Here is a 12,068-nt window from a genome sequence, read left to right on the forward strand (position 1 = left end):
AGCGGGGTCCTTCACCGGCAAGGGGTCCGAGGTCACGGCACCGTCACCCGGAAACTCAGATCGGCGGCCACGGGATCGCCGGCCACTCCTTGGAGGGGAGGGGGTGCAGGCCGGTGTCGAGAAGCCTGCGGACCCGCGACCAGGTCGCCTCGACCTCGGGGAGGGTGAGGAGTTCCCGGAGGCGGCGGCCGAGCCGCCCCTGCTCCAGGTCGCGTTCGAGGCGGGTCAGGACGTTCATGGCCTCGCGGGACAGGGGCTTGCCGCGCCACTGCCAGAGCACGGTGCGGAGCTTGTCCTCCGCGGAGAAGGAGACCCCGTGATCGACCCCGTAGACATGGCCGTCGGCGAGCGGCAGGAGGTGGCCCCCCTTGCGGTCGGCGTTGTTGACGACGGCGTCGAAGACCGCCATCCGCCGCAGCGATGGCTGGCGACTGCGGATCAGCACCATCAGGTCGATCTCGGGGTCGGTGTCGATCCAGAGCTGGCACATTCCCGGGCCGAACGGGCCGTCCCGGTAGACGGTGGGCGGCACGATCCGCCAGCCGATCGCCGCGGAGACCTCGTAGGCGGCGACCTCGCGGGCGGCCAGGGTCCCGTCGGGGAAGTCCCAGAGCGGGCGCTCCCCCCGCACCGGCTTGTACACACAGGCCGCCGCGAGCCCGCCGAGTTGGACCGAGCAGTAAAGCGTCATGTTGGTCGCCTCGACCAGGCGACCCGCCACATCCAGCCGTCCGTCACGGAGCAGACGCATCGCGGTCTCGTCATCCAGCCCCGCGGCCGGCGCCGTGCTCAGCGTCGGCTCGCTCTCAGCGCTCATTCGCCTCCTCCACCAGATGAAGCGCTACTACCCCGGTAACCGTTGAGCCGCACACAAATATGCCCTTCGGCATCGAGAGGCTGGGCACAGAGCGGGCAGGGCGGACGCCCGGCGGCGACGAGCGCCATGGCCCGCTTGGTGAAGGCCCTGGCGGCGCTTGGGCTGATGTGCACGCGCAGCACTGTGAGATCGGCGGACGAGGACGGCTCGAACTCCTCCTCGACCTCGGCCTCCTGTGCCTCGATGACCACCTGGTCGGCCTCGGGGTCCCAGGCCAGGGCCATGGTGCCGACGCGGAAGTCCTCACTGATCGGCATGTCGAGAGGGGCGTTGTCGGCCAGCGTGGCCGGAGCGACGGCGGGCACCGGGACACCGGCCTCGCCGCGCCGCAACACCTCGTCGAGCAGTTGGTCGAGGCGGTCGGCCAGCGCGGCCACCTGGAACTTCTCCAGCGCCACGGTGGTCAGCCTGCCCTGTCCCCGCGCTTGCAGGAAGAAGGTTCGTGATCCCGGTTGCCCCACGGCACCGGCCACGAATCTCTCGGGTGGATCGTAGTCGAAGACCGGCATAGCCCGACCTTACGTGGTCCCGGATCCGCCGCCGACTGCGGCATCACTCCCGGTGGGATTTTCTCCCCCGTCCTCGCCTCCCGAACCCTCCGCGGGACGCAATCCGGCCGTATCTCCACCCGTGTCGTTGAGCCTGAGCACGAAGGGGCGCAAGGGGGTGTAGCGAATGACGGTGAGCGAGGCCGGATCAGCGGTTATCCGTTGGAACTGGTCCAGATGCAGGCCCATGGCGTCGGCCACGATGGCCTTGATCACGTCTCCGTGGCTGCAGACGAGGTAGACCGCCTTCGGGCCCAGCCGCTCGTTCCATTCCCTGACCGCCGCCACGGCGCGATACTGGACGGCCGGCAGGGACTCTCCCCCGGGGAACGTCACCGCGCTCGGATGGGCCTGCACCACCGGCCAGAGGGGATCCTTGACGAGTTCGGCGATCGGGCGGCCCGTCCAGTCACCGTAACGGCACTCGCCGAAGCGCTCATCGGTCAGCACCTCCGCCCCCTGCCGCCCCTCGGCCACCGCCTGCGCGGTCTCCTGACAGCGTTCCAGCGGGCTGGAGACGATCGCGTCGAGCTCCAGCGAGGTCAGCCGGGCGGCGAGGGCCTTCGCCTGGGCCTGCCCCGCGTCACTGAGGTGAACATCCGGGGTCCATCCCGCGAGGACCGGACCGGTGAGGTGGGTAAGGCCGTGTCTGGCCAGCAACAAGGTCGTCACACGGGCAAGTCTTGCAGCCCTCACTCCACTACTTTTAAGTGGCCGAGCGGTAATCTGGCCGGATCATGGAGCAGCGCTATGTGGGCCGGAGCGGCTTGTCGGTGTCCCGCCTGGGACTGGGGACGATGACGTGGGGGCGTGACACCGGCGCCGAGGAGGCCGCGGCGCAGCTCCGCATGTTCGCCGAGGCCGGCGGCACGCTCATCGACACCGCCGACGTCTACACGGGGGGCGACGCCGAACGGCTGCTCGGGCGGCTGCTACGCGACTCGGTGCCGCGTTCGGAGCTGGTGCTGTCCACCAAGGCCGTGCTCACCCCGGCCGGGCGCAGACCCCGCGACGCCTCAAGGAAGCACCTGGTCGCCGCGATCGACGCCTCCCTGACCCGCCTGGGGGTCAACGAGGTCGACCTGTGGCAGCTGCACGCCTTCGATCCCGACGTCCCGCTGGAGGAGACCCTGGCCGCCGTGGACGCGATCGTGTCCTCAGGGCGGGCCGCGTACGCCGGGGTGTGCGACTACTCGGGCTGGCAGCTGGCGACCGCCGCGGTGGGGCAACGGGCGGTTCCGGGGCGGGTGCCGATCGTCGCGGCCCAGGTCGAGTACTCGCTCCTGGCCAGGGAGGCCGAGCGCGAGCTGATCCCCGCCGCCGAGCATGTCGGCGCCGGGGTGCTCGCCTGGTCGCCGCTCGGGCGCGGGGTCCTCACCGGCAAGTACCGCACGGGCATCCCCGCCGACTCTCGGGCCGCGACCCCGCACTTCGCCGATTTCGTCACGCCCTACCTCGACGAGCGGTGCCGCCGGGTCGTGGAGTCGGTGACGACCGCCGCCGAGGGACTTGGCGTCTCGCCGCTGTCGGTGGCCCTGTCGTGGGTACGCGACCAGCCGGGAGTGGCCTCCGCCATCGTCGGCGCCCGGACCCACGCGCAACTGTCCGGGGTGCTCCAGGCCGAGGATCTGTCGTTGCCCGTGGAGATAAGGGAAGCGCTCGACGACGTGTCGGCCGACTGAGACGCTCAGGACGGAAACCGAACGAGAATTCGCCTCGCGTATCACTAGTCGATACCGAATAGCAACTTTCCGTGAAAAAACCGGGCCTCCCCACAAGACTGTCAAGCAGGTGGCGGGGGCACCCGGATGTCGGCAGCACATCACGGCCGACATCCGACCGGGGGAAGGGAGACGAGTGCGAACCGCGATGTCGGCAGGCGCGCTGGCGCTGGTGCTGGGCAGCGGGATCCCGGCGGTCTCGTCGATGGACACCGCCTGGACGGACACCGTCACGCGGGTGGACGACTGCGATCACGGAGGGCTGCTGGGCACCGTGACGGGCGGGATCTGCCGGACCGTGGACAACGTGGTGAGCGGCATCACGGGCGACACCTCCCCGCTCTCCCCCCTGCTGTCCCCGCTCTCATCCTCGACCGCCGGCGACGACACCGCCGACACCACGCCCCAGACCCCCGCCGCGGAGAAGGAGACACCGGCCCCGGCCACCTCGTCCGCCAAGGCCCGCCCCACAGAGGACGAGGAGGCCTCCTCCGGCGACGGGCCGCGCCCCGAGGATCCCGCCGGTACCTGCCGGCCCACGCCGGCCTCCCCCGAGTGCTCGGACCCGTCGGAGAGTTCCCCCTCTCAGGAGGCGGCCCGGCCCGAACCGTCGCCGAGCCCTTCGCGCGACCACGGCCACCGGCCCGCGCGGAAGGAACCGGTGCCGGTGCCGACCGGCCGGACGCGACAGCCCTCGCGGTCGCTGTATCCGGAGGCCGACACGCCCGCGACCGACGTGGACGCACCGGTGACCTCCGAACCGTCACCCGTGGTCGACGCCGAGGCGCCCCGGGTGGAACTGCTCTGGCCGGCCCCGCTGATGCAGGAGTTACAGCGGCAGATGTCGAACGAACGGCCGGTGACGCCCAGCCGGCCATCCGACAAGGCGGGCACCGTGCTCACCACCGCGCTGCTCATTCTGGCCATCCTCGCGGTCCGCCTGCTGTACAGCAGGCGGAAGGTCAAGGAGTCGATCCCCTTCGAGCCGGTGCCGCCGGGCCATCACCGGGTGGCCTAGGCCCTGCCCTGTGGATCTTGCCGTGGCGAGGATCGGTCAGGTGGTGTCTCGCAAGGCGGAGGAGGGAGCCGCAGCGTGTTGCGGTGACCGACGACAACGCGGCGAGGCGCCACCTGACCGACCGCAGTAGGCAAAAGATCGCAGGACAGGGCCCAGACCCCTGCTCCCCGGATCTTCCGCCCACCTCGGTCACCGGCGCCACCTGGCCCGCGGGACAGGATCTAGGCTCCGATGGCGTGCACGCCGCCGTCGACATGGACGATCTCACCGGTCGTGGCGGGGAACCAGTCAGACAGCAGGGCGACACACGCCTTGGCCGCCGGAATCGGGTCGTTGATGTCCCAGCCGATCGGTGCCTTGGCGGGCCAGCTGTCCTCGAACTCCCCGAAGCCGGGGATGCTCTTGGCGGCCATGGTCCGGAGCGGACCCGCCGCGACAAGGTTGACCCGGATGCCGTGCTTGCCCAGATCACGGGCCAGGTAGCGGGAGCAGGACTCCAGGCCGGCCTTGGCCACCCCCATCCAGTCGTACACCGGCCAGGCCTTGGTGGCGTCGAAGTCCAGGCCGACGATCGCGCCGCCCTCCTTCATGAGTGGGAGCGCGGCCACCGCGAGCGACTTGAACGAGTAGGTGGAGACCTGGACGGCGGTCGCCACGTCCTCCCACGAGGTGTTCAGGAAGTTGCCGCCCAGGGCGGTCTGAGGGGCGAAACCGATGGCGTGCACCACCCCGTCCAGGCCCCCGAGGTGTTCGCCGACCCGGTCGGCCAGGGAGTCGAGGTGCTCGGTGCTGGTGACGTCGAGCTCCAGCACCGGCGGCGGCTCCGGCAGGCGCTTGGCGATGCGCTCGACCAGGCTGAGCCGGCCGAAACCGGTGAGCACGATCTGGGCGCCCTCCTGCTGGGCCAGTTTGGCCACCGAGAAGGCGATGGAGGAGTCGGTGAGCACCCCGGTGACGAGAAGCCGCTTGCCTTCGAGAATTCCCACGTCAGTGCCCCATTCCAAGGCCACCGTCAACGGGGATGACAGCCCCCGTGATGTAGGCGGCGTCCTCGCCGGCCAGGAATCTGACCACGCGTGCGATCTCCTCAGGGCTGGCGTAGCGGCCCAGGGGGATGTTCTTTCTGATCTGCTCTTGGTACGACTCGTCGAGCTCGGCCGTCATGTCGGTCTCCACGAAACCGGGGGCGACCACGTTGACCGTGATGTTGCGCGAGCCCAGTTCCCTGGCCGCCGACCGGGCGAAACCGATCATCCCCGCCTTGGAGGCGGCGTAGTTGCTCTGCCCCGCGGAGCCGAGCATGGCCACCACCGAGGAGATCAGCACGATACGCCCGCGCTTGAGCCGCAGCATGCCGCGGGTGGCGCGCTTGGCGACCCGGTAGGCGCCGGTCAGATTGGCGTCGATGACATCGGTGAAGGTCTCCTCCTTCATCATCGGCAGCAGCGTGTCCTTGGTGATGCCCGCGTTGGCGACGAGCACCTCGACCGGGCCGTACTCGGCCTCGACCTTCGCGAACGCGGCGTCCACGTCGGCCGTGCTGGTCACGTCGCAGCGCACGCCGAACAACCCCTCGGGGGGCTGCCCGGAACGGTAGGTCACGGCGACGGCGTCGCCTGCCTGGGCGAGTTCGCGGGCGATCGCGAGGCCGATGCCGCGATTGCCGCCGGTTACGAGAACAGATCGAGCCATGGTCAGACGGTATCGGCTACTTGGGGGTAACCCTCTTGTCCGGGAAGGACAAGATCACGGGGTTAGGATCGTTGACATGCGCCAGATCGACTCCGACTTTCTCGCCCTGCCGCTGCGGCGGCTGGCGGACGCGGCCCTGCGGCGCGCCCGGGACCTGGGCGCCGAGCACGCCGACTTCCGGCTGGAACGCATCCGCGGAGAGACCGTACGCCTGTCCGACGCCGCGCTTGAGGGCTCCATCGACGCCGACACCCTCGGCTATGCCGTACGGGTCGTCAAGAACGGCACCTGGGGCTTCGCCGGGGGCGTCGAGCTCACCCCCGAGGCGGCCGTCCGCGTCGCCGAACAGGCGGTGGAGGTCGCGCTCGTCTCGGCGGCGATCAACCGTGAGCCCGTCGAGCTGGCGCCCGAGCCGGTTCACTCCGACGCCACCTGGGTCTCCTCCTACGAACTCGACCCGTTCGAGGTGCCGATGCGCGACAAGGCGGAGCTGCTCGCCGACTGGTCGCGCGGCCTGCTGGCGGATCCCAGGGTGGACCACGTCCAGGCGTCGCTGATGCAGGTCAAGGAGCAGAAGTTCTACGCCGACACGGCCGGGACCTCCACCACGCAGCAGCGGGTGCGCGTCCACCCCCAGCTGGAGGCGACGCGGGTGCTGGACGGCCGCTTCGACTCGATGCGGACGCTCGCCCCACCCGCGGGCCGGGGGTACGAGTACCTCACCGGCACCGGCTGGGACTTCCCCGGTGAGCTGGCGCGCGTTCCCGAACTCCTTGAAGAGAAGCTCAAGGCCCCCTCCGTCGAGGCGGGCCCCTACGACCTGGTGATCGACCCGTCGAACCTGTGGCTGACGATCCACGAGTCGGTCGGGCACGCCACCGAACTCGACCGCGCCCTCGGCTACGAGGCGGCGTACGCAGGGACGAGCTTCGCCACCTTCGACCAGCTCGGCAAGCTGGTGTACGGCTCGCAGGTGATGAACGTGGTCGGCGACCGCACCGTCGAGCACGGCCTGGCCACGATCGGCTACGACGACGAGGGCGTGGCGACCAGGGAGTTCGACATCGTCTCCGGCGGCGTACTGGTCGGCTACCAGCTCGACCGGCGGATGGCGCTGCTGAAGGGCCTGGGCGCCTCCAACGGCTGTGCCTTCGCCGACTCCCCCGGCAACACCCCGATCCAGCGCATGGCGAACGTGTCGCTGCGACCGGCGCCCGACGGCCCCACCACCGAGGAGCTGATCTCCGGCGTCGATCGGGGCATCTACGTGGTGGGCGACAAGAGCTGGTCCATCGACATGCAGCGTTACAACTTCCAGTTCACCGGTCAGCGGTTTTACCTGATCAAGAACGGCAGGCTCGCCGGACAGTTGCGCGACGTCGCCTACCAGGCCACCACCACCGACTTCTGGCGGTCGATGGCGGCGGTCGGCGGGCCGCAGACGTACGTGCTCGGCGGGGCGTTCAACTGCGGCAAGGGGCAACCGGGCCAGGTCGCCCCGGTCAGCCACGGCTGCCCGTCGGCGCTCTTCCGCGGCGTGCGCGTCCTCAACACCGCCCAGGAGAGTGGCAGTTGAGCGCGTACGGCGAGCGGGCGGATGAAGGCGGCGGCCGGGCAGGCCGGCAGGAGAGGAGCGGCATGAGCCCCCAGGAGATGATCGAGAAGGCTCTTGAGCTCTCCACGGCCGACGAGGTCGTTGTGATCGTGGACGAGGAGTCGAGCGCCAACCTGCGTTTCGCGGGCAACACCCTCACCACCAACGGCGTGTCCCGCTCCGCGCAGCTCACCGTGATCTCGATCGTGGGCCGGGGGGTGGGCGTGGTGTCACGGGCGGCGGTCCGCCCCGAGCAACTCGACGACGTCGTGGCGGCCGCCGACCACGCCGCGGAGGACGCCCAGCCGTCCGAGGACGCCCGGCCGCTGCTGGAGGGCACCCGGTCCGACGGCTGGGACGACCCGGCCGAACCGACCTCGATAGGGGTCTTCGGCGCCTTCGCCCCCGCCCTGGGCGAGGCCTTCGTCGCGGCCGAGGCGAGCGGGCGCAGGCTGTACGGATTCGCCGAGCACACGGTCACGACGACCTTCGTGGGCACCTCCACCGGCACCAGGTTGCGGCACACCCAGCCCACCGGCCGCCTGGAGCTCAACGCCAAGTCCTTGGACATGAAGCGCTCGGCGTGGACGGGCGTGTCCACCCGCGACTTCTCCGACGTCGACGTGGCGGCCCTGGACGCCGTGCTGGCCCGGCGGCTTGAGTGGGCGAAGAACCGCGTCGACCTGCCCGCGGGCCGGTACGAGACGCTGCTGCCGCCGACGGCCGTGGCCGATCTGATGATCTACCTGTACTGGACGGCCGGAGCCCGCGACGCCCTGGAGGGGCGCACCGTCTTCTCCAGGCCCGGCGGCGGCACCCGCGTCGGCGAGGTCCTCTCCGAGTCGCCGATCCGCCTGTACGCCGACCCCGCCGCGCCGGGCGTCGAGTGCCCGCCGTTCGTGGTGGCGCACACCTCCAGCCGGGAGAGCTCGGTGTTCGACAACGGGCTGCCGCTGGCGGCCACCGACTGGATCTCCGACGGCAGGCTGGCCAACCTGCTGCAGACCCGGCACTCCGCCGAGCTGACCGGGCTGCCGGTGACCCCGGCCATCGACAACCTGATCATGCGAGGCCCCGAAGGCGGCCGGTCGCTGGAGGAGATGATCGCCTCCACCGAGCGCGGCCTGCTGCTCACCTGCCTGTGGTACATCCGCGAGGTCGACCCGCAGACGTTGCTGCTGACCGGCCTGACCCGCGACGGCGTCTACCTGGTGGAGAACGGCGAGGTCGTGGGCGAGGTGAACAACTTCCGTTTCAACGAGAGCCCGGTGGACCTGCTCCGCCGCCTCACCGAGATCGGCGCCTCCGAGCAGACCCTGCCGCGCGAGTGGAGCGACTACTTCAACCGCGCGATCATGCCGGCGATCCGGGTGCCCGATTTCAACATGTCGACGGTCAGCCAGGCCAGCTAGGCCCTGCCCGGCTGATCGTGCCGTGCCGAGGAGGGGGCCTTCGCCGGAGGCCCGCCGCGGGCGGGCTCAGTCGTCCTCCAGCCGGAATCCGACCTTCATCCCGACCTGGAAGTGGCCGACCTCCCCCTCCTCGATGTGCCCTCTGATCTCGGTCACCTCGAACCAGTCGAGGTGACGCAGGGTCTGGGAGGCACGGCGGACTCCGTTGCGCACGGCCGCCTCGATGCTCTCCCCCGAAGTGCCGACTATCTCGGTCACCCGGTACGTTCGATCTGTCATCTCATGCTTCTTCCCGGAAAGCGATGATTACATGACCGTTCGCCATCAGCCGATATGGGGCCTAGATTGGGAATCGTGAAGGGATGGCACAAGCGCCCGGTGGTTCATCAGGTGACGGATGCCCGGCCCTCCCTGAGTGCCGACATCGGCAAGCGCGAGAAGAGCTACTTCATCAAGATGGGGATCCGGCTGATCTGCCTGATCCTCGCCTTCACCGTGCCCGCTCCGCTACCCGTCCGACTACTGCTCTTCGCCGGTGCGATCTTTTTACCATACATTGCCGTGATCGGGGCCAACGCGCCGCCACGTGGGACGACGGGAGCCCCTGACGTGGAAGATTCCGGACAGAGCGAGATTCCACGCCACCGACGCGAGATCGGGTCGTGACTAAGTCTTGACGCACTCTAAGGGTTGTAGGTGTACGCTTTAGCCAAGTGCCCTGGTCCCCCGTCGGGGCACTGGTGCCGGCGTTCCGGGCCCCCGTCGGAACGCCGATGAAGCGACGCCGGGTGGTTTGCCCCCGTAACCACCCGGCGTCGCCCTTTTCTTATGACTTTTACTTGCTCTCACCTTTTCCCTGGCATTATTTCTCACCCTGTGTATCGGTTGTCCGCTCCCAGTTACGCGCCAGCGCGGTCAGCCTTTCCACGGCATCCGGCGGCGCCGTGCCCGCCCCCAACGCCACGCCGAGCAGATAGGCCGTCAGCGGCGCGGCCGGCCGGGCCACTCCGTGCGCGACCTCCTTCGTCAGGTCGAGCACCTCGTCACGGTCGACCGTCGCGGGATCGATGCCCAACTCCCGGCAGACCAGCGCGGTCCACTCCGTCAGCACGTTCAACTCTCACTCCTTCTCAGCGGTAGCGCCCGTCCTGGGCCTGCGCCCGCGCCCGCTGTAGATCGTCCATGGTGTCGCAATCGAACCACGGCTGCCCGGCGAGACGAAGCGTGGCCGGGTCGAGCGGGGCCAGCAGCCCGTGCAGCGACCGCCCCTCGTAACGGGCGAGCGCCCGCACCAGGCTCGCCGTATGCCAGGCCCCGGCGAGCCACTGCTCGCGACCACCGTCGTCGACGAGCACCGCTCCCGCCCGCGTCCCCTCCAGGTACGCCATCGTCCCCGTTCCCGCGCCTGCCGCGTCCAGCAGCGCGGACACGTGCTCGGCGGTCAGGAACGGGAGGTCGGCGGCCAGCAGCACCACCCACGGCGCGGTCACCTCGGCCAGCCCCGCCCGCAGCGCCGGAACGGGACCGCCTCCGGGCGGATCCTCACGGCGGAAGATCGCGTGTGGCAACCCGGGGCGGGGCGGCCCGACGACGACCAGCCTGCCGGCGCCGGGTACGGCGGCCGCCACCGACTCGACCAGCGGGCGGCCCGAGACGTGCAGGGCGGGCTTGTCCCGGCCGCCGAGCCGTCTCGCGAGACCGCCCGCCAGGACGCAGGCGTCGTGGCGGGCGGTCATCCGCCGATGGCGGACATCGGGCGGGACGGCTGCAGGAAGGTCGGGTCGTCGATGCCGTGACCGGCCTTCTTGATCCGGACCGCGGACCGCCAGCGCTCGACGATCTCGTCGTCGCTCGCCCCCGAGCGCATCGCGCTCCTCAGGTCGGACTCGTCGGTGGCGAACAGGCAGTTGCGGATCTGGCCGTCGGCGGTGAGCCGCACCCGGTCGCAGGCACCGCAGAACGGGCGGGTGACCGAGCCGATGACGCCGACCCTGGCCGGGCCCCCCTCGACGAGGAACAGTTCCGCGGGAGCGCTACCGCGTTCCACCGGGTCGGCGTCGGTCAGGTCGAAGGCGGCCTGGAGCCGGACGAGGATCTCGTCAGCCGTGATCATGTTCTCCCGGCGCCAGCCGTGCTGGGCGTCCAGCGGCATCTGCTCGATGAACCGCAGCTCGTACTCCCGCTCCAGGCAGTAGCGCAGCAGCGGCACGGCCTCGTGGTCGTTGATCCCGCGCATCAGCACGGCGTTGACCTTGACGGGGCGCAGGCCGGAGGCGTGAGCCGCCTCCAGGCCCGCAAGGACGTCGGCCAGCCGGTCACGGTGGGCGAGCTTCTTGAAGGTCTCGCGGTCGAGGGTGTCGAGGGAGACGTTGACCCGGTGCAGGCCGGCGGCGGCCAGGGAGGCGGCCAGCCGGCTCAGCCCGATCCCGTTGGTGGTCAGCGAGACCTGCGGGGTGGGGCCGAGCGCGGTGGTGCGGGTCACGATGTCGACCAGTTCGCGACGGAGCAGGGGCTCGCCCCCGGTGTAGCGGACCTCGGTGATGCCCAGCCGCTCCACCCCGATGGTGACCAACCGGACGATCTCGTCGGCGGTCAGCAGTTCGGGGTTGGGCAACCATTCCAGGCCCTCGGGCGGCATGCAGTAGGAACAGCGCAGGTTGCAGCGGTCCGTGAGGGACACCCGCAGATCGGTCGCCACACGACCGAACGAATCCTGCAACACGGGGCGCCACCTCCCAGTCGGTCACTTGTCGAACAGGGGGCCAGCCTATGGCCGGCCCCCCATCCGACCCTAAACGGGCCTCGACCACTCCAACATCACCACGAGAGGGTTGATTCCTTGGGGTGTTGCCGGGTCTGTCCGGACGATCCGGTCCCTGAGGTCCCCATGTCCTCGCGTCCTTCGAAACGGCGCACATCCTGGTCGCGGACCGACCGCTCAGCCCTTGATACAGACCAGCTGCCGCAGGTGCGCGACCACCTCGACCAGGTCGGTCTGCGCGGCCATGACCGACTGGATGTCCTTGTAGGCGCCGGGGATCTCGTCGATCACCCCGCTGTCCTTGCGGCACTCGACGCCGGCGGTCTGCGCCTTGAAGTCCTCCAGGGTGAAGGTCTTCTTCGCCTTGGTCCGGCTCATCCGGCGACCCGCGCCGTGCGAGGCCGAGGTCAGCTTCTCGGCCCTGAAGGACTTTGTTGCCTGATTG

At 70.0% G+C, this 12,068-nt stretch carries 14 protein-coding genes and 1 pseudogene; 5 read left to right on the top strand and 10 right to left on the bottom strand.

All coding sequences use genetic code 11. From position 1 onward, the window contains the following. Nucleotides 1-55 precede the first annotated feature (55 nt). Genes ACFQVD_RS13510 through ACFQVD_RS13520 form a run of 3 tightly spaced genes read right to left on the bottom strand, consistent with a single transcriptional unit; the run spans nucleotide 56 to nucleotide 2,097 of the window. Nucleotides 56-817 (bottom strand): SCO1664 family protein, encoded by a 762-nt coding sequence (locus tag ACFQVD_RS13510; RefSeq protein ID WP_343961103.1) that lies wholly within the window; start codon nucleotides 815-817, stop codon nucleotides 56-58. Next, nucleotides 814-1,386, bottom strand: coding sequence for a DUF3090 domain-containing protein (locus tag ACFQVD_RS13515; RefSeq protein ID WP_343961101.1), 573 nt, complete (start codon nucleotides 1,384-1,386; stop codon nucleotides 814-816). Before ACFQVD_RS13515 ends, ACFQVD_RS13510 begins: the two co-directional genes overlap by 4 nt. 9 nt (nucleotides 1,387-1,395) lie before the next feature. Then, a complete protein-coding gene (locus ACFQVD_RS13520) occupies nucleotides 1,396-2,097 on the bottom strand; it encodes a histidine phosphatase family protein (protein WP_343961099.1) in 702 nt (233 codons plus the stop codon). A 65-nt stretch (nucleotides 2,098-2,162) separates the two neighbouring features. Between ACFQVD_RS13520 and ACFQVD_RS13525 the strand changes: the two genes are divergently transcribed. Both ACFQVD_RS13525 and ACFQVD_RS13530 read left to right on the top strand, forming a co-directional pair. Next, nucleotides 2,163-3,107, top strand: a complete 945-nt coding sequence (locus ACFQVD_RS13525; RefSeq protein WP_030904644.1) for an aldo/keto reductase — start codon at nucleotides 2,163-2,165, stop codon at nucleotides 3,105-3,107. Nucleotides 3,108-3,282: 175 nt separating this feature from the next. Then, nucleotides 3,283-4,164, top strand: a complete 882-nt coding sequence (locus ACFQVD_RS13530; protein ID WP_343961096.1) for a hypothetical protein — start codon at nucleotides 3,283-3,285, stop codon at nucleotides 4,162-4,164. 221 nt (nucleotides 4,165-4,385) lie between these two features. On the opposite strand, the gene fabI is transcribed toward ACFQVD_RS13530, so the two are convergent. Next, complete coding sequence (gene fabI, locus ACFQVD_RS13535) at nucleotides 4,386-5,150, bottom strand: enoyl-ACP reductase FabI (RefSeq protein ID WP_343961094.1); 765 nt, start codon at nucleotides 5,148-5,150, stop codon at nucleotides 4,386-4,388. A gap of 1 nt (nucleotide 5,151) precedes the next feature. After that, nucleotides 5,152-5,856, bottom strand: a complete 705-nt coding sequence (locus tag ACFQVD_RS13540; RefSeq protein ID WP_030904652.1) for a beta-ketoacyl-ACP reductase — start codon at nucleotides 5,854-5,856, stop codon at nucleotides 5,152-5,154. Nucleotides 5,857-5,932: 76 nt separating this feature from the next. On the opposite strand from ACFQVD_RS13540, the gene ACFQVD_RS13545 reads away from it, so the two are divergent. Further along, the gene (locus tag ACFQVD_RS13545; protein WP_343961091.1) at nucleotides 5,933-7,432 is read left to right on the top strand and encodes a TldD/PmbA family protein; all 1,500 of its coding nucleotides are present in this window, start codon (nucleotides 5,933-5,935) and stop codon (nucleotides 7,430-7,432) included. 62 nt (nucleotides 7,433-7,494) lie between these two features. After that, nucleotides 7,495-8,862 carry a TldD/PmbA family protein gene (locus ACFQVD_RS13550; RefSeq protein ID WP_343961089.1) on the top strand — a complete coding sequence of 456 codons (1,368 nt, stop codon included), beginning with the start codon at nucleotides 7,495-7,497 and terminating at the stop codon, nucleotides 8,860-8,862. Nucleotides 8,863-8,928: 66 nt separating this feature from the next. On the opposite strand, the gene ACFQVD_RS13555 is transcribed toward ACFQVD_RS13550, so the two are convergent. Further along, nucleotides 8,929-9,141: a dodecin gene (locus ACFQVD_RS13555; RefSeq protein ID WP_343961087.1), complete on the bottom strand. Its 213-nt coding sequence runs from the start codon at nucleotides 9,139-9,141 to the stop codon at nucleotides 8,929-8,931. A 75-nt stretch (nucleotides 9,142-9,216) separates the two neighbouring features. Between ACFQVD_RS13555 and ACFQVD_RS13560 the strand changes: the two genes are divergently transcribed. Beyond that, complete coding sequence (locus ACFQVD_RS13560) at nucleotides 9,217-9,528, top strand: DUF3099 domain-containing protein (protein ID WP_343961085.1); 312 nt, start codon at nucleotides 9,217-9,219, stop codon at nucleotides 9,526-9,528. A 196-nt stretch (nucleotides 9,529-9,724) separates the two neighbouring features. Here the strand turns inward: ACFQVD_RS13560 and ACFQVD_RS13565 are convergent, their stop codons facing one another. The 4 genes and pseudogenes from ACFQVD_RS13565 to ACFQVD_RS13580 all read right to left on the bottom strand — a co-directional run. Then, on the bottom strand, nucleotides 9,725-9,973 hold the full coding sequence (locus tag ACFQVD_RS13565; protein ID WP_343961219.1) for a DUF6457 domain-containing protein: 249 nt from the start codon (nucleotides 9,971-9,973) through the stop codon (nucleotides 9,725-9,727). Nucleotides 9,974-9,992: 19 nt separating this feature from the next. Beyond that, nucleotides 9,993-10,598, bottom strand: coding sequence for a molybdenum cofactor guanylyltransferase (mobA, locus tag ACFQVD_RS13570; protein ID WP_343961083.1), 606 nt, complete (start codon nucleotides 10,596-10,598; stop codon nucleotides 9,993-9,995). Beyond that, nucleotides 10,595-11,584, bottom strand: coding sequence for a GTP 3',8-cyclase MoaA (gene moaA, locus ACFQVD_RS13575; protein ID WP_343961081.1), 990 nt, complete (start codon nucleotides 11,582-11,584; stop codon nucleotides 10,595-10,597). The genes mobA and moaA overlap by 4 nt, the downstream gene beginning before the upstream one ends. A gap of 216 nt (nucleotides 11,585-11,800) precedes the next feature. Further along, nucleotides 11,801-12,028: pseudogene (locus tag ACFQVD_RS13580) on the bottom strand (RtcB family protein); the annotation flags it as partial. Nucleotides 12,029-12,068: the final 40 nt, after the last annotated feature.

The sequence above is a fragment of the Streptosporangium amethystogenes subsp. fukuiense genome, from assembly GCF_042665875.1.
Lineage (GTDB): Bacteria > Actinomycetota > Actinomycetes > Streptosporangiales > Streptosporangiaceae > Streptosporangium > Streptosporangium fukuiense.

What these genes read in the sequence shown, in the direction of transcription:
- ACFQVD_RS13510 (WP_343961103.1), bottom strand. Translation starts at nt 817, where the DNA reads ATGAGCGCTGAGAGCGAGCCGACGCTGAGCACGGCGCCGGCCGCGGGG.
- ACFQVD_RS13515 (WP_343961101.1), bottom strand. Translation starts at nt 1,386, where the DNA reads ATGCCGGTCTTCGACTACGATCCACCCGAGAGATTCGTGGCCGGTGCC.
- ACFQVD_RS13525 (WP_030904644.1), top strand. Translation starts at nt 2,163, where the DNA reads ATGGAGCAGCGCTATGTGGGCCGGAGCGGCTTGTCGGTGTCCCGCCTG.
- ACFQVD_RS13540 (WP_030904652.1), bottom strand. Translation starts at nt 5,856, where the DNA reads ATGGCTCGATCTGTTCTCGTAACCGGCGGCAATCGCGGCATCGGCCTC.
- ACFQVD_RS13545 (WP_343961091.1), top strand. Translation starts at nt 5,933, where the DNA reads ATGCGCCAGATCGACTCCGACTTTCTCGCCCTGCCGCTGCGGCGGCTG.
- ACFQVD_RS13550 (WP_343961089.1), top strand. Translation starts at nt 7,495, where the DNA reads ATGAGCCCCCAGGAGATGATCGAGAAGGCTCTTGAGCTCTCCACGGCC.
- ACFQVD_RS13555 (WP_343961087.1), bottom strand. Translation starts at nt 9,141, where the DNA reads ATGACAGATCGAACGTACCGGGTGACCGAGATAGTCGGCACTTCGGGG.
- mobA (WP_343961083.1), bottom strand. Translation starts at nt 10,598, where the DNA reads ATGACCGCCCGCCACGACGCCTGCGTCCTGGCGGGCGGTCTCGCGAGA.